Source organism: Streptomyces sp. NPDC029164, assembly GCF_055563995.1.
Map to the genome: position 1 here is coordinate 59,985 of NZ_JBVHWW010000025.1, position 21,865 is coordinate 81,849.

Genomic DNA, 21,865 nt, shown 5'->3' on the forward strand with positions numbered 1-21,865 from the left:
ACACCTCACACCCCGCTCACCCGTTAGGACGTGTGGAAGCCCCTTCCTCACGTCCGCAACGGGATGCCCGGATGATCGAAACGCCGCCCCTGGTGGACCAGTACTGCCACGGAGTACTCCGTACGGAGCTGGGCCTGGGCACCTTCGAGGCCCAGCTGATCCGCTCGGCCGGCCCGCCCGCCGCGGGCACCACCTTCTTCGACACCCAGACCGGTTTCGCGGTGCGCCGCTGGTGCCCGCCGCTGCTGGGGCTGGAGCCGCACGCCGCCCCCGCCCGCTATCTGGCACGGCGGCGCGAGCTGGGCGCGGCCGAGTCCGCCCGGCGGCTGCTCAGGGGGTCCGGGGTCGCCGCGTACCTGGTCGACACCGGGGTGGCCGGAGACCTCACCGGGCCCAAGGAGCTGGCGCTCGCCGGGGACGCCGAGGCCTTCGAGTCGGTCCGGCTGGAGTTACTGGCCGAGCAGGTCGCCGACACCTCCGGGACGGTGTCCGCCTTCCTCGCCAATCTGGCCGAGGCCGTCCACCACGCCGCCGCCGGGGCCGCGGCCTTCACCTGCGCGGCCGCCTTCGACGGAGCCGGCGCCCCGGCCTCCGTACCCGATCCGCCCGGTCCGGGCGAGGTGCGCGGGGCGGCCGGACGGTGGCTGGCCGGGCGGCCGCGGGGCGGGGCCGTACGGGATCCCGTACTCCTGCGGCACCTGCTGTGGAGCGCGGTGTCGTCCGGGCTGCCGCTCCAGCTGCACACGGGCGCGGGCGATCCCGCCCCGCTGACGGAGTTCGTACGGGCCACCGCGGGCCTGGGCGCGCGGCTGGTGCTGATCGGCGGTTATCCCCGCCACCGGCACACGGCGCAGCTCGCCGCGGCCTTCCCGCACGTCTACGCCGATGCCGGCGCGGCCCTCGGGCAGACCGGGGCGCGGGCGGCGGCGGTCCTGGCGGAGCTGCTGGAGCTGGCGCCGTTCGGGAAGGTGCTGTTCTCCAGCGGCGGCCGGCAGCTGCCCGAACTGCACGCGGTGGGGGCCCTGGTGTTCCGGGAGGCGCTGGGCCGGGTGCTGGGCGGCTGGGTCGCCGAGGGGTCCTGGTCCTGGCGGGACGCGGACCGGGTGGCGGGCCTGGTCGCGGCGGGCAATGCCCGCCGCGTCTACCGCCTGGACGGGCCCGTCAGGACCTGAGAGGCCCTGACGGGTCCGGGGGGATCAGACGGCGGAGAGCTGCGGGTCGCCCTGGGAGGGGGTCTCCACCTGCTCGGCCGGCCGCTCGCGCAGGCTCAGCGCGACCCGGAGCACGGCGATCCACACCAGGCAGGAGCCCAGCATGTGGGCGGCGACCAGGGCCTCGGGGACCTGGGTGGCGTACTGCACGTAGCCGATGCCGCCCTGGGCGAGCAGCACGATCAGCAGGTCGCGGGCGCGTGCCCGGGTGTCGGCCGGAGCGTCCACGACGCGCAGGACCAGCCACATCGCGACGGCGAGCGCGCACACCACCCAGGCGGCGACGGCGTGCACGTGGACGGTGGCGTCCCAGTCGAAGGGCATGCGCCGGATCTCGCTGCTGTCACCGGCGTGCGGACCGGAGCCGGTCACGACGGTGCCCGCCGCGATCAGGACGAGGGTGGTCGCGAGCAGCGCCCACGACAGCTTGCGCACCGGGCCGGGCACGCGCGGCCTGGGGGAGCCGTCGCCCTCGCGGGTGCGCTGCCAGGTGACCGTCGTCACGGTGATCAGCGCGGTGGCGAGCAGGAAGTGCCCGGCCACGCTGTAGGGGTTGAGCCCGGTCAGGACGGTGATGCCGCCCAGTACGGCGTTCGCCATCACGATGAAGAACTGCACCCAGCCGAGCTTCGTCAGGGAGTGCCGCCAGGGCTTGGCCGAGCGGGCGGCGATGATCGCCCAGCCGACGGCCGCGCTGAGCACGTAGGTCAGCATGCGGTTGCCGAACTCGATGGCGCCGTGGAAGCCCTGCTCCTGCGTCACGATCAGGCTGTCGTCGGTGCACTTGGGCCAGGTGTCGCAGCCGAGGCCGGACCCGGTCAGCCGTACCGCGCCGCCGGTGACGACGATGACCACGCTCATGACGAGCGCGGCGAGTGCGGCCCGCTGGACGGTCCGGGGTGACGGGGTCCAGCGGCTGGCGATGTGGGCGAGGGGGTTCAACACGCCACATATCGTAGGCGACCCCTTGTGCAAAGTTTCACGAGGGGGTGCCCATGCCGGCGTCGGGGCCGGCGATCAGGCGGTACTTCGCTCCCGCGGGCTCGCCCTCCTCGTGCCACCAGAGCAGGAGGCGCCAAGGGACGCCGTCGCCCGGGTAGTCCGCCGAGCCGGCGAACCCGCGCACCAGTTCGCCCGCTACGTCCTCAGCTGTCCGATTCCTTACTTCTGTGGCGCTGTGCCAGGGATGTTCGAGTACGGTCCACAGCCCGTCAGGACCGCGCACCTCGACGCGCCACACCGCGAGCCAGGGCGTGACCTCCAGCATCGTCCCCACCTGTTCGGGGTCGAGGCGCAGCCGGGCCGAGACCTCGGACTCCTCCACCCCCTGGATGCGGGCGGCCACCACGGCCTGCGGCAGCAGCCGTTCGGGCATCAGCCCCCGCGCGCGCAGGCCGACCAGGGACTCGAAGGCCAGGAAGCGCAGGCGCAGTTCCAGCTGGCGGCCGATGTGGTCCAGGGCCTCCTCGGCCTCCTCCGACTCCGCCGCGGCGGGATCCGCGAGCAGCAGCTGCCGGAAGTCGGACTCCGCGTCCACCGCCCAGGCCACCGCGTCCTCGGCGAAGCCCAGCTCGGCGAGGCGGTCCCCGAGGAACACCTTGGCCTGGGCGAGGCCCCGCCGGTTGACCGGATCGTGCTGGTCCAGTCCCGCCCACACCTCCACCGCGCTCCGGGTCAGGTCACGGGCCCGCTCGCCGGCCGCCCGCTCCATCGCGCTCGGCCCCTCGCCGGCGGCCGGACCCAGCGGGTGCTTCGGCAGCCGGGCCCCGTCGCTCAGCGGCCAGGCCAGCCACACCCCGTGGTTGATCAGCCCGCGGGCGTACCAGCGGGCGAACTCGGGGGAGTACCGGGCCGCGCGCTCGGAGCTGCGCAGCCCCTCCTCGATCGTGGCCAGCGCGCCCGCGCGGTCCCCCGCGGCGAACCGCAGGGCGGCCCGGTCGGCGAGCCGCAGCCCGAGCAGCGCGGTGCACTGCGGGTCGTCCGAGAGGGGGCGCAGGGCGCCGATCAGCTCGTCGAGGAGTCGCTCGCGCTCCTCCGGTTCCGCGTGCGCCGCCCCCGACCGCACCTGTGCCCACTGCTCGTCCAGCCGAAGTACGGCCTCCCGCTGCACCATGTCCGCCCCCCGGCTTCATGTGTGGAGGCGCCCATCCTCGCGGCATTCTCGGCGCGAGGGGAAGGGTTTCATTCCCAGCGGAAGAGGCGCGCGGCGGCCCCCAGACCGAGTACGGCCCAGCCGGCGAGCACGGCCGCGTCGCCCCACGGCAGCGCGGCCCCGTGCTGGAGCACCTCGCGCAGACCGTCGGACAGGGCCGCGATGGGCAGCAGCCCCAGGACGGACTGGGCCGCCTCCGGGAACTTCTCCAGGGGCACGATCACCCCGCCGCCGACCAGCAGCAGCAGGAACACCAGGTTGGCGGCGGCCAGGGTCATCTCGGCCTTGAGCGTGCCCGCCATCAGCAGCCCCAGCCCGGAGAAGGCGGCGGTGCCCAGCAGGATCAGCGCGGCCACCGACAGCGGGTTCCCGTGCGGGGACCAGCCCAGGGCGAAGGCGATCACCGTCAGCAGGGCGATCTGGAGCACCTCGGTGACCAGCACCGACAGGGTCTTGGCGGCCATCAGGGCCCAACGCGGCAGCGGGGAGGCCCCGAGCCGCTTGAGGACCCCGTACCGGCGGTCGAAGCCGGTGGCGATGGCCTGGCCGGTGAAGGCGGTGGACATCACGGCGAGCGCCAGGATGCCGGGGGCGAGGAAGTCCACGGACTTCTCGCCGCCTCCCTCTTGAACGGGCACGGTGATGATGTCCACGGCGGAGAAGAGGGTCAGCAGCAGCGCCGGGATGATCACGGTCAGCAGCAGCTGCTCCCCGTTGCGCAGCAGCATCCGGGTCTCCAGAGCCGTCTGCGCGAGGATCATGCGGGAGACGGGCGCGGCCCCCGGGTTGGGGGTGAACGTGCCGGCGCTCATGCGCGCGGCTCCTTACCGGTCAGTTCGAGGAACACGTCTTCGAGGGTGTGCCGCTCCACCGTGAGGCTGTCCGGCATCACGCCGTGCTGCGCGCACCAGGAGGCGACGGTGGCCAGCAGCTGCGGGTGGACGTCGCCGGTGACCCGGTAGGTGCCCGGGACGAGCTCGGCGGCCTGGGTGCCGTCGGGCAGCGCCTTCAGCAGCGAGGCGAGGTCGAGGGAGGGGCGGCCGGTGAAGCGCAGGGTGTTCTCGGCGCCGCCCCGGCAGAGCTGCTCGGGACTGCCGTGGGCGATGACCCGGCCCGCGTCGACGATGGCGACCTCGTCCGAGAGCTGCTCGGCCTCGTCCATGTGGTGGGTGGTGAGGACGACGGTGACCCCGTCGGTGCGCAGCTCCCGTACGAGGTCCCAGGTCGCGCGGCGGGCCTGCGGGTCCAGGCCGGCGGTGGGCTCGTCCAGGAAGACCAGCTCGGGGCGGCCCACGACGGCCATGGCCAGGGCCAGGCGCTGCTGCTGGCCGCCGGAGAGCCGGCGGTAGGCGGTGCGGCCGCAGCCGCCGAGTCCGAGGCGTTCCACCAGGGTGTCGACGTCGAGCGGGTCGGCGTACAGCTTGGCCATGTGGCGCAGCATCTCGACCGCGCGGGCTCCGGAGTAGACGCCTCCGGACTGGAGCATCACGCCGATCCGCGGGCGCAGCGCCTCGGCCTGGGCGACGGGGTCGAGGCCGAGGACGCGGACGGTTCCGGCGTCGGGGCGGTGATAGCCCTCGCAGGTCTCCACCGTGGTCGTCTTGCCCGCGCCGTTGGGACCGAGGACCGCGGTGACGGAGGCCGCACGGACGGTGAGGTCCAGGCCGTCCACCGCTGTCTTGGTGCCGTACCGCTTCACCAGTCCGCGGATCTCCACGGCGGGGTCGTTGCTCATGAGGGGTGAGTCTACGGAGCCGCGGGAGGGGGCAGGGGCCCCGGGGTCGAGGGGTGAAGGACGGCTCGTTCCCGACCTGGCGTAGCGAATTACGGCTCTTTTCGGTCCGGCTGTCCTGGATGGCCCAGCCGCTTTCCGTGATCTTTTCCGGAACTCGGCGTTCACCGTGCCGGGGAACGTCAATGGGGGGAGGTGTGCTGGTGGGGGGCGGTTTACCGGTTCACCGGAGCAGGCCGGGAGGATCGCGGAACGCACACCTCCAAATAACTCTGCGTCGATAAATAAGGTAACCCTTAGTGATGGAGGCCACCAGGAGTGGCGTCGGTCACGGCTTGTCGGGGCTCGACTAATTACGCAACAATGGCGTTGTGAAATACGGCGAACGGCAGATCGAGACCCCCCAGGGGGAGCTCGCCACCGGGGAGCGGTCAACCCGCAACCGAGTGGCGCGCTCGATCCTGGACCACGGTCCGTCCACCGTCGCCGACCTCGCGCAGCGCCTCGGCCTCACCCAGGCCGCCGTCCGCCGCCACCTCGACACGCTCGTCACCGACGACGTGGTCGAACCCCGTGAGCAGCGTGTGTACGGTGCGCGCACCCGGGGTCGGCCCGCCAAGGTCTTCGCGCTCACCGACTGCGGCCGCGACGCCTTCGACCAGTCCTACGACACCCTCGCCGCCGACGCCATGCGCTGGATCGCGCAGTCGGTCGGCGGCGGCGAACAGGGTGAGGCGGCCGTCGCCGCCTTCGCCAGGGCACGGATGGAGACGCAGGCGCGGAGCTACCGGGAGGCCGTCGAGGCGGCCGCCCCCGGGGACCGCGCGGAGGCCCTGGCCAAGGCGTTGACCGCGGACGGGTACGCTGCTACGGCGAAGAGCGCTCCCGGTCCGCACAGCGGTGAACAGCTCTGCCAGCACCACTGCCCGGTCGCCCACGTGGCCGAGCAGTTCCCGCAGCTCTGCGAGGCGGAGACCGAGGTCTTCTCACGCCTGCTGGGAACGCACGTGCAGCGCCTCGCCACGATCGCCCACGGCGACGGAGTGTGCACGACGTTCATTCCGCGCAGCGCGGGCACCACACAGACCGACACATCAGTATCTGCAAGTACGGCCGGGAGGAACCCCGCATGACCACGGAGACTGCTCACCCTGAGCTCGATGGCCTGGGCACCTACGAATACGGCTGGGCCGACTCCGACGCGGCCGGTGCCGCTGCCAAGCGGGGTCTGTCCGAGGATGTCGTGCGCGACATCTCGGCGAAGAAGTCCGAGCCGGAGTGGATGCTGAAGCTCCGCCTCAAGGGTCTCAAGCTGTTCGACAAGAAGCCCATGCCGAACTGGGGCTCCGACCTCTCGGGCATCGACTTCGACAACATCAAGTACTTCGTGCGCTCCACCGAGAAGCAGGCCGCTTCCTGGGAGGACCTGCCCGAGGACATCAAGAACACGTACGACAAGCTCGGCATCCCGGAGGCGGAGAAGCAGCGCCTCGTCGCCGGCGTCGCCGCCCAGTACGAGTCCGAGGTCGTCTACCACCAGATCCGTGAGGACCTGGAGGAGCAGGGCGTCATCTTCCTCGACACGGACACCGCGCTCAAGGAGCACCCGGAGCTCTTCCAGGAGTACTTCGGCACGGTCATCCCGGTCGGCGACAACAAGTTCGCGTCGCTGAACACCGCCGTGTGGTCCGGCGGGTCGTTCATCTACGTCCCCAAGGGCGTCAAGGTCGACATCCCGCTCCAGGCCTACTTCCGTATCAACACGGAGAACATGGGCCAGTTCGAGCGGACGCTGATCATCGTCGACGAGGACGCCTACGTCCACTACGTCGAGGGCTGCACCGCCCCGATCTACTCCTCGGACTCGCTGCACAGCGCCGTCGTCGAGATCATCGTCAAGAAGGGCGGCCGCTGCCGCTACACGACGATCCAGAACTGGTCGAACAACGTCTACAACCTGGTCACCAAGCGCGCCGTGGCGTACGAGGGCGCGACCATGGAGTGGATCGACGGCAACATCGGTTCCAAGGTCACCATGAAGTACCCGGCCGTCTACCTGATGGGCGAGCACGCCAAGGGCGAGACCCTCTCCATCGCCTTCGCGGGCGAGGGCCAGCACCAGGACGCCGGCTCCAAGATGGTCCACATGGCGCCGAACACCTCCTCGAACATCGTCTCCAAGTCGGTGGCGCGAGGCGGCGGCCGCACCTCGTACCGCGGCCTGGTCGAGATCGGCGAGGGTGCCCACGGCTCGAAGTCCAACGTGCTGTGCGACGCGCTCCTCGTCGACACCATCTCCCGCTCGGACACGTACCCGTACGTGGACGTCCGCGAGGACGACGTCTCCATGGGCCACGAGGCCACCGTCTCCAAGGTCTCCGACGACCAGCTCTTCTACCTGATGAGCCGCGGCATGACGGAGTTCGAGGCGATGGCCATGATCGTGCGCGGCTTCGTCGAGCCCATCGCGCGCGAGCTGCCCATGGAGTACGCCCTCGAGCTGAACCGGCTGATCGAGCTGCAGATGGAGGGTTCGGTCGGTTAGTCCCGACCGCCCGAGTCCCGCAGACATTCTTTGACGTAGGAAGAGAGCACGAAGACAGCCATGGCTGAGGCTCAGAACATTCCGGCGGGTTCGACCACCGCCGGCGCGATCGCGGTGGCCGCCGAGTCCACCGTCGCCACCCGGATGAGTGCCCCCCCGTCCTTCGACGTGGCGGACTTCCCCGTGCCCCACGGCCGCGAGGAGGAGTGGCGCTTCACTCCGCTGGCCCGCCTGCGTGGTCTCCACGACGGCACCGCGGTCGCCGACGGCGCCATCAAGGCCCAGATCGACGCGCCCGAGGGCGTCACGATCGAGTCGGTGGAGCGGGGCGACGCGCGCATCGGCAAGGCCGGCACCCCGGTGGACCGGATCGCCGCCCAGGCGTTCTCGTCCTTCGCCAAGGCCACGGTCGTCACCGTGCCCAAGGAGGCCGTCCTGACCGAGCCGGTGCGCCTCACGCTGCACGGCGAGGGCGGCACCACCTTCGGGCACACCGTCTTCGACGTGCAGGCCTTCGCCGAGGCCGTCATCGTCATCGACCACACCGGTGACGCCGTGCGCGCCGCCAACGTCGACTTCCTGGTCGGCGACGGCGCCAAGCTCACCGTCGTCTCCGTGCAGGACTGGGACGACACCGCCGTCCACTGCTCGCAGCACAACACGCTGGTCGGCCGCGACGCGACCTTCAAGTCGATCGTGGTCACCTTCGGCGGCGACGTCGTGCGCATCCACCCGCGCATCACCTACGCCGGCCCCGGCGGCGAGGCCGAGCTCTTCGGCCTGTACTTCACGGACGCCGGCCAGCACCAGGAGCACCGCCTCCTGGTCAACCACGCCGCGCCGCACTGCAAGTCGAACGTGGTCTACAAGGGCGCGCTCCAGGGTCAGGACGCCCACGCGGTGTGGATCGGTGACGTGCTCATCGAGAAGACCGCCGAGGGCACCGACACCTACGAGATGAACCGCAACCTCGTCCTCACGGACGGCGCGCGCGTCGACTCGGTGCCGAACCTGGAGATCGAGACCGGCGAGATCGTCGGCGCCGGCCACGCCTCGGCGACCGGCCGCTTCGACGACGAGCAGCTCTTCTACCTGCAGGCCCGCGGCATCCCGGCCGACGAGGCCCGCCGCCTGGTCGTCCGCGGCTTCTTCGCCGAGCTCGTCCAGCAGATCGGCGTCCCGGACATCGAGGAGCGCCTGCTCGCCAAGATCGAGACCGAGCTCCAGGGTTCCGTCTGATGAATTACGTCAAGGCCTGCACGCTGAGCGAGCTGGAGGAGAACACCCCGAAGAGGGTGGAACTCGACGGCACGCCGGTGTCCATCGTCTCCACCGACGGGGAGGTGTTCGCGATCAACGACATCTGCTCGCACGCGAACGTCTCCCTCTCGGAGGGCGAGGTCGAGGACTGCATGATCGAGTGCTGGCTGCACGGGTCGGCCTTCGACCTGCGCACCGGCAAGCCCTCCGGTCTGCCCGCGACGCGCCCCGTACCCGTATACCCCGTAAAGATCGAAGGGGACGACGTGCTCGTCTCCCTCACCCAGGAGTCCTGAGGTATCCATGGCAACGCTTGAAATCCACGACCTGCACGTCTCCGTCGAGGCCGAGAACGGCGCCCGCGAGATCCTCAAGGGCGTCGACCTCACCGTCAAGCAGGGTGAGACGCACGCCATCATGGGTCCGAACGGCTCCGGCAAGTCCACCCTGGCGTACTCGCTCGCCGGTCACCCGAAGTACACCATCACCGGTGGCACCGTGACCCTCGACGGCGAGGACGTCCTGGAGATGTCCGTCGACGAGCGTGCCCGCGCCGGCGTCTTCCTCGCCATGCAGTACCCGGTCGAGGTCCCCGGCGTCTCGGTCTCCAACTTCCTGCGCACCTCGGCCACCGCCATCCGCGGCGAGGCGCCGAAGCTGCGTACCTGGGTGAAGGAGGTCAGGGCCGCGATGGAGCAGCTCCACATGGACCCGGCCTTCGCCGACCGCAACGTCAACGAGGGCTTCTCCGGCGGTGAGAAGAAGCGCCACGAGATCCTGCAGCTGGAGCTTCTCAAGCCGAAGATCGCGATCCTCGACGAGACCGACTCCGGCCTCGACGTCGACGCGCTGCGCATCGTCTCGGAGGGCGTCAACCGCGTCCGCGAGACCGGTGACGTCGGCACGCTGCTGATCACCCACTACACGCGCATCCTGCGCTACATCAAGCCCGACTTCGTGCACGTGTTCGCGAACGGCCGTATCGCCGAGTCCGGTGGCGCCGAGCTCGCCGACCAGCTGGAGGCCGAGGGTTACGACAAGTATGTGAAGGGTGGCGCGACCGCGTGACACAGCTGCCTGGCCTCCTCGACATCGAGGCGATCCGCAAGGACTTCCCCCTGCTGGATCGCGTGGTCCACGACGGGAAGAAGATCGTTTACCTGGACAACGCGGCGACTTCGCAGAAGCCGCGCCAGGTGCTCGACGCGCTGAACGAGTACTACGAGCAGCACAACGCCAACGTCCACCGTGGCGTGCACGTGCTCGCCGAGGAGGCCACGGCGCTGTACGAGGGCGCTCGCGACAAGGTCGCCGCCTTCATCAACGCGCCGAGCCGCGACGAGGTGATCTTCACGAAGAACGCCTCGGAGTCGCTCAACCTGGTCGCGAACATGCTCGGCTGGGCGGACGAGCCCTACCGGGTCGACCGCGAGACCGAGATCGCCATCACGGAGATGGAGCACCACTCCAACATCGTGCCGTGGCAGCTGCTCTCGCAGCGCACCGGCGCGAAGCTGAAGTGGTTCGGCCTCACCGACGACGGCCGGCTCGACCTGTCCAACATCGAAGAGGTCATCACGGAGAAGACGAAGATCGTCTCCTTCACGCTGGTCTCCAACATCATGGGCACGGTCAACCCGGTCGAGGCGATCGTCCGGCGCGCCCAGGACGTCGGCGCCCTGGTGCTGATCGACGCCTCGCAGGCCGCTCCGCACATGCCGCTGGACGTGCAGGCGCTCGGCGCCGACTTCGTGGCCTTCACCGGTCACAAGATGTGCGGCCCGACCGGCATCGGCGTCCTCTGGGGCCGCCAGGAGCTCCTGGAGGACCTGCCCCCGTTCCTCGGCGGCGGCGAGATGATCGAGACCGTGTCGATGCACGCCTCGACCTATGCCCCGGCGCCCCACAAGTTCGAGGCCGGTACGCCCCCGATCGCCCAGGCCGTCGGCCTCGGCGCGGCCGTGGACTACCTGACCGCGATCGGCATGGACAAGATCGCCGCACACGAGCACGCGATCACCGAGTACGCGATCAAGCGCCTCGCCGAGGTGCCTGACCTGCGGATCATCGGCCCCACCACGGCCGAGGACCGCGGCGCCGCGATCTCCTTCGTCCTCGGCGACATCCACCCGCACGACGTCGGCCAGGTGCTGGACGAGCAGGGCATCGCGGTCCGCGTGGGACACCACTGCGCGCGCCCCGTCTGCCTGCGCTACGGAATTCCGGCGACGACGCGAGCGTCTTTCTATCTGTACTCCTCTCCGGCCGAGGTCGACGCACTGGTCGACGGGCTGGAGCACGTACGGAACTTCTTCGGGTGACGACGAGTCGACGACGATGAGGCTGACGAGGACGCTGTGAAGCTGGATTCGATGTACCAGGAACTGATCCTGGACCACTACAAGCACCCGCACGGGCGTGGCCTGCGCGACGGTGACGCCGAGGTGCACCACGTCAACCCGACGTGCGGCGACGAGATCACGCTGCGCGTGAAGTACGACGGCGAGACGCTCACCGACGTCTCGTACGAGGGCCAGGGCTGCTCCATCAGCCAGGCCAGCGCGTCCGTACTCAATGAGCTGCTGGTCGGCAAGGACCTGGCCGAGGCGCAGAAGATCCAGGCCGTGTTCCTGGAGATGATGCAGTCCAAGGGCAAGATCGAGCCGGACGAGGCCATGGAGGACGTGCTGGAGGACGCGGTCGCGTTCGTCGGGGTCTCCAAGTACCCGGCTCGCGTGAAGTGTGCTCTGCTGAGTTGGATGGCGTGGAAGGACGCGACCGCCCAGGCTCTGGGCGACGCGGAGAGGAAGACGGCATGACCGAGAACGCGACGCCCGAGGCGTCGATCAAGCCGGCCACCGAGGAAGAGGTCCGCGAGGCCCTCTACGACGTGGTCGACCCCGAGCTGGGCATCGACGTCGTCAATCTGGGCCTGATCTACGGCATCCACATCGACGACGCCAACATCGCCACCCTCGACATGACGCTGACCTCGGCGGCCTGCCCGCTGACGGACGTCATCGAGGACCAGGCGAAGTCGGCGACGGACGGCATCGTCAACGAACTGCGGATCAACTGGGTCTGGATGCCGCCGTGGGGCCCGGACAAGATCACGGACGACGGTCGTGAGCAGCTCCGCGCGCTCGGTTTCAACGTCTGAATCACCGCCTGTGGATGAGGGCCCCCGGCACGGTCGTGCCGGGGGCCCTCTCTGCTTTCCGGGTACGTCCCGCGGTTGTCCTCTTGATCCCGGAGGCTGTTCTCCGGGTGGACGGACGGCGTGCACCCGGAGTTGTCCACCGTCGCCGAACCTTCTCGACGGCCGTCACGATGTGGCGCCGCATACGAGAGGACCCTCTGTGACCGTTCGTTTCGCCGCCGGGACAGCCGGCGCCGCCGCCCTGCTGATCGTCGGGCTGACCGCGCCCGCACAGGCCGTGACGTACGGGACGCCGACGATCGCCCTGTCCGCGTCCTACCTGTCCGGGGCCGTCGGGGCCGCCGGGGACCCGGTCGTGAACGTCACCGTCGGCCAGAGCGGGGCCAATGCCTCGGCCCTGACGGTCAGCGCCTCGGCGTCGAGCCGGGCCTCGGTCGCCGGGACCGGCGACGTCACCGTCACCGGCGCCGGCGCGGTGCGGCAGCTGGCCGTCGCCGCGCGCGGCCGCGGCTACACCAACCTCACCGTCAAGGTGACCGGGCTGGGCGGCAAGACCGCCACCAAGACCCTCTCCTACGCAGCCTCGGCCGCCGTGCAGAACCCGGCCGACGCGCGCTACTTCACCGGCTCCGCGGACGCCTCGGCCGCCGTGGACGTGGGCGGCGGGTACGCGGTGGTGGCGGACGACGAGTCCAACGTGCTGCGCCTGTACGACAGGTCCCGTTCGGGCGCACCCGTGAAGACGTGGGACTTCAGCTCGCAGCTCGGGGTCGGCAAGGAGGTGGACATCGAGGGGGCGACCCGGATCGGCGACACCATCTACTGGACGGGCTCGCTCGGCAACAACAAGGACGGCGAGTACAAGGCGCCCCGGAACACGGTGTTCACCACCACGGTGAGCGGGTCCGGCACGGGCACGCAGCTGGCGTACGGGCGCTCGTACAAGAAGCTCCGTGACGACCTGGTCGCCTGGGACACGGCGAACGGCGACCGTTACGGCTTCGCGGCGGGCACCGCGGCAGGCGAGGCGCCCAAGCAGATCGACGGCTTCAACGTGGAGGGGCTGGAGTTCGCGCCCGGCTCCACGACCACCGCCTACCTGGGCTTCCGGGCCCCGCTGGCGCCGGCCGTGCCGGGCGGCAAGGCACTGATCGTGCCCGTCACCAACTTCGACAAGGTCCTGGCGAACGGGTCCAAGGCCGTCTTCGGGGCGGGCATCGAGCTCGACCTCGGCGGGCTGGCCGTCCGGGACCTCCGCAAGAACGCGGCCGGGCAGTACCTGATCCTGGCCGGCTCCTGGGCCGCGGACGACAACTCCGACCCGTACGCGCTCTTCCAGTGGGACGGCGTCGCCGGGCACGCCCCGGTCAAGCGGGCCGACCTGCCGACCACCGACCCCGGCGGCTGGGAGGCCATCGTGGACGTCCCGGACCTGACGGCCGCGGGCGCCCGCGTGCAGCTGGTCACCGACGGCGGGTCCGCCGACCTCTACGGCGACGGCACCGCGGCCAAGGACCTCACCCACGCCGAGTGGAAGAAGGCGCGGGCGGCCTGGTTCACGCTGAACCCGTGATCAGGGGCTCCGCCGTGAAGGACCCGGAGAGGTGCTCACGGCGGAGCCGCCGGTCGGCGTAGAGCAGCCCGGCGGTCAGCTGGGGGAAGGCCGGCAGCAGGGCCGGCGCGAGCAGCACGCCGAGGGCGCCGAACCAGTAGCGGAGGGCGTACGCGGCCCCCAGCGCGCACGCGCCCCCCGGAGCGGTCACGCACAGGGTCCGCCACCAGGCGCCGCGCAGCAGCTCGCGCGGCGACGCGGCGCCCGAGCACGGCAGGCCGGAGCAGGGCCGCGGCCAGGGCGCCGGACAGGGCCCAGCCGAACAGCAGGAACGGGGCGAAGGCCGGGACGAGGCCGTAGACGAAGGCCCGGCTGCCGGTGCTACGGGTGAGGCAGGCGAGGGTGGCCGCCCCGGCGACCGCGGCGACCAGCAGCAGCCCGCCGAGCCGGCCGAGGACCAGGGCACCGAGCAGCCTTCGTCTCCCGAGGAGGCGGACAGGGTAGCGCCGCGGGCCGCAGGAGTCCCGGGTCGTGCGCGGCCGCTGGTATGTACAGGTGTACGCATCGATGTGTACCGTTGTACACATGCCCTACGTACTGCTTGCCGCGGCCATCGCCGCCGAGGTCGCCGGAACCACCGCCATGAAGTACAGCGACGGTTTCACCAAGCTGTGGCCCTCGCTGGGCACCCTGCTGGGGTACGTCATCGCCTTCACCCTGCTCGCGCAGACGCTCAAGTCGATGTCGGTCGGTACGGCCTACGCGATATGGGCGGGCGTCGGCACCGCCGCCATCGCCGCCATCGGCATGGTGTTCATGGGGGAGGCGGCCACCGCCGCGAAGATCGCCGGGATCGCCCTGGTGATCGGCGGGGTGGTCCTGCTGAACCTCGGCGGTGCGCACTGATGTCCCCCGGCGTGCGGCGCTACGACCCGGACCGGCGGCAGCGGATCATCGACGCGGCGATCCGGGTGGTGGGCGCCAAGGGCATCGCGGGGCTGAGCCACCGCAGCGCGGCCGCGGAGGCCGACGTACCGCTCGGGTCGACGACGTACCACTTCAAGACCCTGGACGACCTGCTGGTCGCCGCGCTGCGCCAGGCCAACGAGGGCTTCGCGCGGGCGCTGGCGCGCTCGGCGGCGCTGGCCGACCCGGACGCGGACCTCGCCTGGGCCCTGGCCCGGCTGCTGGGGGAGTTCCTGGCGGCGGACCGGAGCCGGGTCGAGCTGGAGTACGAGCTCTACCTCGGGGCCCTGCGCCGCCCGGCGCTGCGGCCGGTGGCGTCGGAGTGGTGCGCGTCCATGTCCGCCGCGCTCGCCGCGCGGACGGATCCGGTGACGGCGCGGGCGCTGGTGGCCGTCATGGACGGCATCGGCCTCCAGGTCCTGCTGACGGACGCCCCGTACGACGAGCCGTACGCCCGCGAGGTCCTGGGGCGGGTGCTCCGCGGGGCGTGATCCGACTCTTTCGGATCCGGCCTGGCTTTCGACCCGGCTACCTGCCCGCGGAGCGGACCGTCGCCAGCGCCGCGGCCACGCTCGCCTCGATGTCCCGGATCGGGTAGATCACCTCGCGGACCGTGCGGTCGCGGTCCACGACCAGGGTGAGCCGCTTGATCCGGGTCACGCCCGCCGCGCGGAACGTCGGCAGCCGCAGCGCCGCCGTCAGCGCCAGGTCCGCGTCCGAGAGGAGCGGGAACCGCAGTCGCTCGTGCTCCGCGAACTCCCGCTGCTCGTCCGGGCGCTGGGACGACACCCCGTGCACGGTGGCGCCGGCCGCGGTGAATTCCGCGAGCTGGTCGCGGTACGTGCACGACTCGAACGTGCAGCCCTTGGCGCCGGGGATGCCGGCCCAGCCGGGCGGATAGGCCTCGGCGCGCGCGTACGCGCCCGGGAAGCAGTACAGGACCGTGAACGGGGTGTCGGCCACCGGATCGCTCAGCCCGCCGAAACGGTCCGGCAGCAGCAGCTCCGGCACCCGCGTGCCGCGCAGCGCGTGCACCCGTTCCGCCTCCCGCGAGGCCTCGTCGGTCGTCGCCGTCATCTCTCCCTCTCCCAGGACCCAGGTGTCTCCCCAGTCCTGAAGGGCCACCAGCACCGGCAGCAGCCCCCGCCCGCGCGGGGTCAGCCGGTACTCGTACCGCACCGGTCGTTCCTGGTACGGCTCGCGCGTCAGCACCCCGGCCTCGACGAGCATCTTCAGCCGCTCCGTCAGCACCTTGCGGGACATCCCCAGCTCGCGCTGGAGCTCGTCGAAGCGGTGCAGGCCGCGCGCGGTGTCGCGCACGATCAGCAGCGTCCACCAGTCGCCCACCACGTCGAGGGCCTGGGCGATGGCGCAGTCCGCGTCGCCGAGGTGTGTGCGCTGGGCCATGGGAGCTCCTTTGTCCGTTGACCCGAGGTTGTCATGCTGACATAGTCAGTTCCCAAAGGGAACTTACTCGTCGGATGTGGGGGGCACGGGTGTGCTGCAGGGGTTCAAGGACATACCGAGGGTCGTGTGGCTGCTGGCTGCGGGGGTCTTCGTCAACGCCGTCGTCAGCTTCACCTTCGTCTTCGTCTTCCTCTACCTGACCGGCCCGCGCGGCCTCGGCGCCGCCCAGGCCGGCCTCGTCACCGGCATCGGCGGCATCGGTCTGGTCGCGGGGAACTTCACCGGCGGCTGGTACGGGGACCGCTTCGGCCACCGCCGGGTGCTCCTCGTCGCCGCCACCGCGGGCGGCGTGGCCCTGGGAGTCGTCCCGCTGCTGCCCACCCCGCTCCTCTGGGCGGCGCTGCCCGTGGCCCAGTACGCCTCCGGCGTGATCCGTGCCGCCAACTCGGCGCTGGTCGCGGTCACCGTCCCGGAGGGAGCCCGCCGGCAGGCCTTCGCCGTCGTGCGCTGCGTCTCCAACGGCGGATTCACCCTCGGGCCGCCGTTGGGGGCCCTGGTCGCGACGGGACTCTCCTACGACTGGCTGTTCGTCGCCGACGGTGTCGGCACGCTCTTCTTCGCGCTCTGGACCGCCCGTGTCGTCCCGGCCCGCGGCGCCTCCCGAAAGACCTCCGCGGCCCCGGACGGGGGTCGGGGCCGCGGACTGGCCGCCGAACTGAGGGCCAGGCCCGCCCTGCTGGTGCTGCTCGGCGCGATCCTGGTGACCGACGTCGTCTACCGCCAGCAGTACTTCACCTTCCCCGTCTTCCTCACCGACCACGGGCTGGACCCGCGGGCCTTCGGGCTCGTCATCGCCCTCAACGGCGGGGTGATCCTGCTGCTGGAGCTGCCCGCCGCGGTCGCGCTGCGCGAGCGGCCGGCGCTGCCGGTGGTAGGCACCGGGCTGGTGCTGGTCGGAGCCGGGTACGCGGCGCTGCTGCTCGGGGCCGGGATCGCGAGCGCCGTGGCGATGATGGTCCTGCTGAGCCTCGGCGAGATCCTCTACAAGACCACCGCCACCGCCTATGTCGCCGACGAGGCGCCCGAGCACGCCGTGGGGCGGTTCCAGAGCCTGTACGCGGGGATCTCGGTCAGCGGGGTCGTCATCGGCCCGCCGCTGGGCGGAGCCCTGTACTCCGCCGCGCCCGGGCTGCTGTGGCCGCTGTGCGCGGTGCTGGCGGCGGGGGCCGGCGGGGCGGTCCTGTGGGCCCACGCCAGGCAGCGGCGACACGAGGTCCGACCGGCACATGAGACCGGTTCGCAACCTCAGGCCGTCGCCGGTTAGGTTTCGGGCATGACTGCTACGCGTACCACCGGCGCCGTCGCCGCCGGACTTGCCACCCTCACCGCCGACGGCACCGTCCTCGACACCTGGTTCCCCGCCCCCGAGCTGATCGCCGAGCCCGGCCCGGCCGGCACCGAGCGCCTCACCGCCGAGCAGGCCGTGGAGCTCCTCGGCGCCGCCGCGGCCAAGGCGATCCGCACGGACGCGGTCCGCGGTGTCGAGGTCGTAGCCGTCCGCACGGTGATCGCCTCCCTGGACGACAAGCCGCTGGACGCGCACGACGCGTACCTGCGCCTGCACCTGCTCAGCCACCGCCTGGTCAAGCCGCACGGCCAGAACCTCGACGGCCTCTTCGGCCTGCTGGCCAACGTCGCCTGGACCTCGCTGGGCCCGGTCGCGATCGACCAGGTCGAGACCGTCCGCCTCAACGCGCGCGCCGAGGGCCTGCACCTCCAGGTGACCTCGATCGACAAGTTCCCGCGGATGACCGACTACGTCGCCCCCAAGGGCGTGCGCATCGCCGACGCGGACCGCGTCCGTCTCGGCGCGCACCTCGCCGAGGGCACCACCGTCATGCACGAGGGCTTCGTCAACTTCAACGCCGGCACCCTCGGCACCTCCATGGTCGAGGGCCGCATCTCCGCGGGCGTCGTGGTCGGCGACGGCTCCGACATCGGCGGCGGCGCCTCCACCATGGGGACCCTCTCGGGCGGCGGCAAGCAGATCATCTCGATCGGCGAGCGCACCCTGATCGGCGCCGAGGCCGGCGTCGGCATCGCGCTGGGCGACGAGTGCGTCGTCGAAGCCGGCCTGTACGTGACCGCGGGCACCCGCGTCACCCTGCCGGACGGCCAGATCGTCAAGGCCCTGGAGCTCTCCGGCGCCAACAACATCCTCTTCCGCCGCAACTCCGTCACCGGCGCCGTCGAGGCCCGCCCGTACAAGGCGGCCTGGGGCGGCCTGAACGAGGTCCTGCACAGCCACAACTGACGCTTGGCCGGTTGCCGGCGGTCAGCACCGAGCGCCCTTTCGGCCCCTCGTGGGCCGGGAGGGCGCTCGGTCGTGGGCGGGGCTGGTACTCGGCCGGGACTGAGTACGTGCGCTCTGGTCGGCGGTGGGGCCGGAGGGAAGGCTGGGGTGCATGAGACGACGATTCCTCTCCGGCCCGGCTCCCCGCCTCCTGACCGCCCTGCTGCTCGCCGTGGTGGCTTCGGCGGCCTGGGCCGCCTGGCTGGGCTGGGACCAGCAGCGCGATGTGCAGCCCGACGGTTCGCAGACCGGGCCCTACGAGGCCTGGCAGGTGATCGGGCTCGTGGTGACCCTGCTGGTGCCGGTGTGCTGGGCGGCATTCCGGGGCCACGCGGCGGGCACCGTCGCGGGCGTCACGGCCGGCCTGACGATCGCCGCCGCCTACGACTGGTCGGACGACGCCAGCGGGCTCTTCGTCATCGGCGTGGGGATGGTCATGGTGGGGAGCCTCGCGGTGACCGCCGGCGTCTGCGCCCTGATCGGCGCGGTGGGACGGCGACAGCCCCCGGGGCGCGCCCACGAGTAGGCCGAGGACGCGGCGACCGCTTCGGGGGGCGGTCGTCAGTGCAGGGGGATCGTGCGGATCAGGCCGGCGAAGGCCTGCTGCTCCGCCTCGGTCAGTTCCACCGACTCCATCGGGTGTCCGGCGCGACCGCGCTGGGCCGGGATCATCGGCAGGCCCTCGGGGGCGGCGGGCTCCGGGTGGTGGAAGCGGCTGTCCCACAGCATGTGGCCGAGGCCGGCGACCCAGACGATCGCGGCAACGAGCAGCACGGCGAGGCCGATTTCCCGGGCGAGGGAGATGGAGGGGAACACGCGGATCCTCCAGGGAGGCGGGCAGTACAAGCCGGACAAGATCGGGCGTGCAGACACTCAACACCACAACCGGGGGATTGGGTAGGGATGTGTCGAGCGTCACGCCAGGGCCGAAAGTCCCCATCTTGCCCGGGAAGGGCCCGTTACGGCTTCAGCCGCAGCTTGAAGCCCTCGTGGCTGCGTGCGAAGCCCAGCCGCTCGTAGAAGCGGTGGGCCGCGGTGCGTCGCTTGCTGCTCGTCAGCTGGACCAGGCCGCAGCCGCGCTCGCGGGCCCGCTCTACGGCCAGGCGCATCAGCTCCGCGCCGAGTCCGGCGCCCCGCCGGTCCGCGCGGACCCGTACGGCCTCCACCACGGCCCGCTCCTGGCCGTTCTGGCCCAGGCCCGGTATGTACGTCAGCTGGAGGCAGCCGAGGACGACCTCGTCCGTCTCGGCCGCCCCGTCCGTCTCGTCCGCCCCGTCCGTGAGGACCAGCATCTCGTTGCGGGGGTCCGCCTCGATGGCGGCGAAGGCACGCTCGTGCGCCTCGCCGACCGCGATCGAGGACGGGTCGAGGACCTGGTCCTCGTCGGCGAGCAGGGCGAGTACGGCGGGCAGGTCCCGGCGCGTGGCGTTGCGGAAGGTCATGGCCGGATTGTGGCAGGGGCCCGGCCGGGACGGCGGCCGGACCCCCTGCTGCTCACGGGAGCGGGGACTACGGGCGGAAGCGCAGCACCTGCGGGTCGTGGTCGCTGTTCTGCGCCGCGAACTCCGCGTTGATGTGCACGCTGTCGTACGTGAACTTCTTGATCGCCGGGCTGGTCAGGATCTGGTCCAGCACCTGCGCGTTGCCCTGGTAGACGTACGAGTAGCGCTCCGCCTTCGGCAGCGACTTGATCGCCGGGTACAGCGCCCCGCCGTCCGCGAGCGCGTCCGTCGTCGCGGAGAACTCGAAGTCGTTGATGTCACCGAGGACCAAGACGTTCGCGTTCTTGTCCGCCGCCAGGATCTCCTTGACGAAGCCGTTCACGGCCTGCGCCTGCAGCAGGCGCTTGGCCTCCGAGGAACGGACCGGCGGCTGGTGGTGCGAGGTCAGGCCCTCGTCGCCGCCCTTGGAGCCGAAGTGGTTGGCGATCACGAAGACCGTCTTGCCGCGGAAGACGAACTCCCCCGCGAGGGGCTTGCGGCTGTCCGCCCACGCCGGGTTCGCGGGGTCGACGCGGCCGGGGGAGTGGGTCAGGGCGGCCTTGCCGTTCTCCTTGACCACGCCGGTCGCCGTCACCGCGTCGCCCGGGGCGCGCTCGGTGAAGGAGACGCGCGCCGGGTTGAAGAGGAGGACCTGGCGGATGTTGCCGCCGGGCTCGCCGCCGTCCTTCTTGTCCTCCGGGTTGACGGTCCGCCACTGGTAGGCCGGGCCGCCCGCCGCCGTGATCGCCGCGGTGAACTTCGTCAGCGTCTGCTCGGCGGAGACGGTGCCGTCGTTCTTGGCGCCGTTGTCGTCCTGGATCTCCTCCAGGGCGAGGATGTCGGGGGAGGCGAGGTTCTCGACGACCGCCTTCGCCAGCGCGTCGAACTTCTCCTGCGGGTCGGTCGGGTCGAGGTTCTCCACGTTGTACGTGGCCACCGCGAGCTCCTGCTCGACCTGCGGCTTGGTCTTCTCGGGGGCGAGGGTGCCCGCCTTGACCGTGCCCAGGGTGCGGGCCACCAGCGTGTAGCCGCCGAACTGGTTGAAGTCCAGCGGACCCTCGGTGGTGCCGGTCAGCTTGTCGCCGACGTTGGCCACCGGGAAGGGCTGCTGCGCGATGGGCGCGAGCTGCTGGATCTGGAGGCGGCCGGTGTTCTGGGACTCGTAGGAGCCGTAGATCGTGCCACCGCGCTTGGCGGTGTTCTCCCAGCCCTTCACCGTGACCCACAGCTCCGAGTACGGGTCGGTGGCGCCGACCACGCGGGAGGTGCCGATCTTGACGTTCATGCCCTCCAGCGACTCGTAGTAGTCCAGGGCGTAGCGCGCGGGCTCCAGGGTCAGGCCGTTGATGCTGCCGGCGGCGGCCGGGTCGCCCGCCGGGGCGTACTCGGCGGGCACCGAGTACTCGTTGATCGCGGTGGCCTCGGGCAGCGCGTTGCCGGACGAGACCACGGTCACCGTCGGCTTGGAGATCTGGGTCACCGACTGGTTGCCGGAGGTCAGGCCGCCGGGGACGTACTCGCCGACGGTGCCGGAGACCTTGACCGCGTCGCCCGCGGCGACGGTCGGGGCGGAGCTGGTGAAGACGAACACGCCCTCACTGGTGGCGTCGTTGTCGTCGGCGTCCGGGTCCTGGATCCAGAAGCCGCGCGAGCCGTACGTCCGCACGCCCGTCACGATGCCCTCGACGTCGGTGACCTGCTTGCCGTTCAGCGGGGATATCCGGGTGGTGCCCTGGATGTCGTGGATGCGTATCGGATCGGCGGACACGGCGCCTTCGGCCGCGTCGGCGGAGCCCGCGAGCAGGCCGGTGGCCAGTGCGGTGGCGACGAGGGCCGCGACGGCGGCGGAACGGGGATGCGAGGAGCGCATGGGCAGGAACTCCGGTGTGGGAGAGGGAAAGGAGGGGTGCGGCAGCGGGGTCGCAGCGAGATCTGCGGGAGGCGTGCCGCTCCCGATACATCTACGCGCGTCAATTTCCTGTGTGGCCAGCAAAGTTGTCAAGCCCTCCAGGGAATACGACAGCTGACTGTGGGATGAACCAAAGG

The 21,865-nt window shown here is 71.3% G+C and carries 24 protein-coding genes; 15 read left to right on the forward strand and 9 right to left on the reverse strand.

Translation table 11 applies throughout. The features are described from left to right. Positions 1-71 precede the first annotated feature (71 nt). Complete coding sequence (locus tag ACZ4VT_RS23765; protein ID WP_467952461.1) at positions 72-1,172, forward strand: amidohydrolase family protein; 1,101 nt, start codon at positions 72-74, stop codon at positions 1,170-1,172. Positions 1,173-1,196: 24 nt separating this feature from the next. On the opposite strand, the gene ACZ4VT_RS23770 is transcribed toward ACZ4VT_RS23765, so the two are convergent. From ACZ4VT_RS23770 to ACZ4VT_RS23785, 4 genes are all read right to left on the reverse strand, one after another. Beyond that, positions 1,197-2,186: a COX15/CtaA family protein gene (locus tag ACZ4VT_RS23770; protein ID WP_467952463.1), complete on the reverse strand. Its 990-nt coding sequence runs from the start codon at positions 2,184-2,186 to the stop codon at positions 1,197-1,199. 4 nt (positions 2,187-2,190) lie between these two features. Beyond that, positions 2,191-3,324: a hypothetical protein gene (locus ACZ4VT_RS23775; protein WP_467952465.1), complete on the reverse strand. Its 1,134-nt coding sequence runs from the start codon at positions 3,322-3,324 to the stop codon at positions 2,191-2,193. A gap of 68 nt (positions 3,325-3,392) precedes the next feature. Then, positions 3,393-4,175: an ABC transporter permease gene (locus tag ACZ4VT_RS23780; RefSeq protein WP_467952467.1), complete on the reverse strand. Its 783-nt coding sequence runs from the start codon at positions 4,173-4,175 to the stop codon at positions 3,393-3,395. Next, positions 4,172-5,098: an ABC transporter ATP-binding protein gene (locus ACZ4VT_RS23785; protein WP_467952468.1), complete on the reverse strand. Its 927-nt coding sequence runs from the start codon at positions 5,096-5,098 to the stop codon at positions 4,172-4,174. Before ACZ4VT_RS23785 ends, ACZ4VT_RS23780 begins: the two co-directional genes overlap by 4 nt. A gap of 368 nt (positions 5,099-5,466) precedes the next feature. Here ACZ4VT_RS23785 and ACZ4VT_RS23790 point away from each other — a divergent pair, with 368 nt between their 5' ends. From ACZ4VT_RS23790 to ACZ4VT_RS23830, 9 genes are all read left to right on the forward strand, one after another. Next, positions 5,467-6,228 (forward strand): helix-turn-helix transcriptional regulator, encoded by a 762-nt coding sequence (locus ACZ4VT_RS23790; RefSeq protein ID WP_467952470.1) that lies wholly within the window; start codon positions 5,467-5,469, stop codon positions 6,226-6,228. Further along, a complete protein-coding gene (gene sufB, locus ACZ4VT_RS23795) occupies positions 6,225-7,640 on the forward strand; it encodes a Fe-S cluster assembly protein SufB (protein WP_030707002.1) in 1,416 nt (471 codons plus the stop codon). Before ACZ4VT_RS23790 ends, sufB begins: the two co-directional genes overlap by 4 nt. A gap of 60 nt (positions 7,641-7,700) precedes the next feature. Continuing rightward, positions 7,701-8,879 carry a Fe-S cluster assembly protein SufD gene (gene sufD, locus ACZ4VT_RS23800; RefSeq protein WP_467952472.1) on the forward strand — a complete coding sequence of 393 codons (1,179 nt, stop codon included), beginning with the start codon at positions 7,701-7,703 and terminating at the stop codon, positions 8,877-8,879. Further along, on the forward strand, positions 8,879-9,196 hold the full coding sequence (locus tag ACZ4VT_RS23805; RefSeq protein ID WP_319723179.1) for a bifunctional 3-phenylpropionate/cinnamic acid dioxygenase ferredoxin subunit: 318 nt from the start codon (positions 8,879-8,881) through the stop codon (positions 9,194-9,196). The genes sufD and ACZ4VT_RS23805 overlap by 1 nt, the downstream gene beginning before the upstream one ends. 7 nt (positions 9,197-9,203) lie before the next feature. Continuing rightward, positions 9,204-9,968 (forward strand): Fe-S cluster assembly ATPase SufC, encoded by a 765-nt coding sequence (sufC, locus tag ACZ4VT_RS23810; protein ID WP_467952474.1) that lies wholly within the window; start codon positions 9,204-9,206, stop codon positions 9,966-9,968. Further along, the gene (locus ACZ4VT_RS23815) at positions 9,965-11,221 is read left to right on the forward strand and encodes a cysteine desulfurase (protein WP_362050109.1); all 1,257 of its coding nucleotides are present in this window, start codon (positions 9,965-9,967) and stop codon (positions 11,219-11,221) included. The genes sufC and ACZ4VT_RS23815 overlap by 4 nt, the downstream gene beginning before the upstream one ends. 36 nt (positions 11,222-11,257) lie before the next feature. Continuing rightward, a complete protein-coding gene (gene sufU, locus ACZ4VT_RS23820; protein ID WP_351291359.1) occupies positions 11,258-11,719 on the forward strand; it encodes a Fe-S cluster assembly sulfur transfer protein SufU in 462 nt (153 codons plus the stop codon). After that, positions 11,716-12,060, forward strand: a complete 345-nt coding sequence (locus tag ACZ4VT_RS23825; protein WP_030388904.1) for a metal-sulfur cluster assembly factor — start codon at positions 11,716-11,718, stop codon at positions 12,058-12,060. The genes sufU and ACZ4VT_RS23825 overlap by 4 nt, the downstream gene beginning before the upstream one ends. 241 nt (positions 12,061-12,301) lie before the next feature. Next, complete coding sequence (locus tag ACZ4VT_RS23830; RefSeq protein ID WP_467952570.1) at positions 12,302-13,633, forward strand: hypothetical protein; 1,332 nt, start codon at positions 12,302-12,304, stop codon at positions 13,631-13,633. On the opposite strand, the gene ACZ4VT_RS23835 is transcribed toward ACZ4VT_RS23830, so the two are convergent. Continuing rightward, positions 13,617-13,823 (reverse strand): hypothetical protein, encoded by a 207-nt coding sequence (locus ACZ4VT_RS23835; RefSeq protein ID WP_467952476.1) that lies wholly within the window; start codon positions 13,821-13,823, stop codon positions 13,617-13,619. The genes ACZ4VT_RS23830 and ACZ4VT_RS23835 overlap by 17 nt on opposite strands. A gap of 374 nt (positions 13,824-14,197) precedes the next feature. Here ACZ4VT_RS23835 and ACZ4VT_RS23840 point away from each other — a divergent pair, with 374 nt between their 5' ends. Then, positions 14,198-14,518, forward strand: coding sequence for a DMT family transporter (locus ACZ4VT_RS23840; protein WP_030659925.1), 321 nt, complete (start codon positions 14,198-14,200; stop codon positions 14,516-14,518). Continuing rightward, positions 14,518-15,069: a TetR/AcrR family transcriptional regulator gene (locus ACZ4VT_RS23845; protein ID WP_467952477.1), complete on the forward strand. Its 552-nt coding sequence runs from the start codon at positions 14,518-14,520 to the stop codon at positions 15,067-15,069. The genes ACZ4VT_RS23840 and ACZ4VT_RS23845 overlap by 1 nt, the downstream gene beginning before the upstream one ends. Before the next feature lie 37 nt (positions 15,070-15,106). Here the strand turns inward: ACZ4VT_RS23845 and ACZ4VT_RS23850 are convergent, their stop codons facing one another. Then, positions 15,107-15,985, reverse strand: coding sequence for a winged helix-turn-helix transcriptional regulator (locus ACZ4VT_RS23850; RefSeq protein WP_467952479.1), 879 nt, complete (start codon positions 15,983-15,985; stop codon positions 15,107-15,109). A gap of 94 nt (positions 15,986-16,079) precedes the next feature. Here ACZ4VT_RS23850 and ACZ4VT_RS23855 point away from each other — a divergent pair, with 94 nt between their 5' ends. From ACZ4VT_RS23855 to ACZ4VT_RS23865, 3 genes are all read left to right on the forward strand, one after another. Further along, positions 16,080-17,309, forward strand: a complete 1,230-nt coding sequence (locus tag ACZ4VT_RS23855; protein ID WP_467952572.1) for an MFS transporter — start codon at positions 16,080-16,082, stop codon at positions 17,307-17,309. 9 nt (positions 17,310-17,318) lie between these two features. Beyond that, entirely contained in the window at positions 17,319-18,299 is a 981-nt protein-coding gene (dapD, locus tag ACZ4VT_RS23860; protein ID WP_467952481.1) for a 2,3,4,5-tetrahydropyridine-2,6-dicarboxylate N-succinyltransferase, read from the forward strand. Between the two features lie 151 nt (positions 18,300-18,450). Continuing rightward, entirely contained in the window at positions 18,451-18,864 is a 414-nt protein-coding gene (locus ACZ4VT_RS23865) for a hypothetical protein (RefSeq protein WP_467952483.1), read from the forward strand. 35 nt (positions 18,865-18,899) lie between these two features. On the opposite strand, the gene ACZ4VT_RS23870 is transcribed toward ACZ4VT_RS23865, so the two are convergent. The 3 genes from ACZ4VT_RS23870 to ACZ4VT_RS23880 all read right to left on the reverse strand — a co-directional run bounded on the left by ACZ4VT_RS23870 (position 18,900) and on the right by ACZ4VT_RS23880 (position 21,689). After that, complete coding sequence (locus ACZ4VT_RS23870; RefSeq protein ID WP_467952485.1) at positions 18,900-19,154, reverse strand: hypothetical protein; 255 nt, start codon at positions 19,152-19,154, stop codon at positions 18,900-18,902. A 143-nt stretch (positions 19,155-19,297) separates the two neighbouring features. Beyond that, positions 19,298-19,780: a GNAT family N-acetyltransferase gene (locus ACZ4VT_RS23875; protein ID WP_467952487.1), complete on the reverse strand. Its 483-nt coding sequence runs from the start codon at positions 19,778-19,780 to the stop codon at positions 19,298-19,300. Positions 19,781-19,847: 67 nt separating this feature from the next. After that, positions 19,848-21,689 (reverse strand): endonuclease/exonuclease/phosphatase family protein, encoded by a 1,842-nt coding sequence (locus tag ACZ4VT_RS23880; RefSeq protein ID WP_467952489.1) that lies wholly within the window; start codon positions 21,687-21,689, stop codon positions 19,848-19,850. Between the last annotated feature and the right edge of the window lie 176 nt (positions 21,690-21,865).

Bases quoted from the DNA above. Each gene is read 5' to 3' on its own strand.
- ACZ4VT_RS23765 (WP_467952461.1), top strand. From the start codon at position 72: ATGATCGAAACGCCGCCCCTGGTGGACCAGTACTGCCACGGAGTACTC.
- ACZ4VT_RS23775 (WP_467952465.1), bottom strand. From the start codon at position 3,324: ATGGTGCAGCGGGAGGCCGTACTTCGGCTGGACGAGCAGTGGGCACAG.
- ACZ4VT_RS23780 (WP_467952467.1), bottom strand. From the start codon at position 4,175: ATGAGCGCCGGCACGTTCACCCCCAACCCGGGGGCCGCGCCCGTCTCC.
- ACZ4VT_RS23785 (WP_467952468.1), bottom strand. From the start codon at position 5,098: ATGAGCAACGACCCCGCCGTGGAGATCCGCGGACTGGTGAAGCGGTAC.
- sufB (WP_030707002.1), top strand. From the start codon at position 6,225: ATGACCACGGAGACTGCTCACCCTGAGCTCGATGGCCTGGGCACCTAC.
- sufD (WP_467952472.1), top strand. From the start codon at position 7,701: ATGGCTGAGGCTCAGAACATTCCGGCGGGTTCGACCACCGCCGGCGCG.
- ACZ4VT_RS23805 (WP_319723179.1), top strand. From the start codon at position 8,879: ATGAATTACGTCAAGGCCTGCACGCTGAGCGAGCTGGAGGAGAACACC.
- sufC (WP_467952474.1), top strand. From the start codon at position 9,204: ATGGCAACGCTTGAAATCCACGACCTGCACGTCTCCGTCGAGGCCGAG.
- ACZ4VT_RS23825 (WP_030388904.1), top strand. From the start codon at position 11,716: ATGACCGAGAACGCGACGCCCGAGGCGTCGATCAAGCCGGCCACCGAG.
- ACZ4VT_RS23840 (WP_030659925.1), top strand. From the start codon at position 14,198: ATGCCCTACGTACTGCTTGCCGCGGCCATCGCCGCCGAGGTCGCCGGA.
- ACZ4VT_RS23845 (WP_467952477.1), top strand. From the start codon at position 14,518: ATGTCCCCCGGCGTGCGGCGCTACGACCCGGACCGGCGGCAGCGGATC.
- ACZ4VT_RS23850 (WP_467952479.1), bottom strand. From the start codon at position 15,985: ATGGCCCAGCGCACACACCTCGGCGACGCGGACTGCGCCATCGCCCAG.
- dapD (WP_467952481.1), top strand. From the start codon at position 17,319: ATGACTGCTACGCGTACCACCGGCGCCGTCGCCGCCGGACTTGCCACC.
- ACZ4VT_RS23865 (WP_467952483.1), top strand. From the start codon at position 18,451: ATGAGACGACGATTCCTCTCCGGCCCGGCTCCCCGCCTCCTGACCGCC.
- ACZ4VT_RS23875 (WP_467952487.1), bottom strand. From the start codon at position 19,780: ATGACCTTCCGCAACGCCACGCGCCGGGACCTGCCCGCCGTACTCGCC.
- ACZ4VT_RS23880 (WP_467952489.1), bottom strand. From the start codon at position 21,689: ATGCGCTCCTCGCATCCCCGTTCCGCCGCCGTCGCGGCCCTCGTCGCC.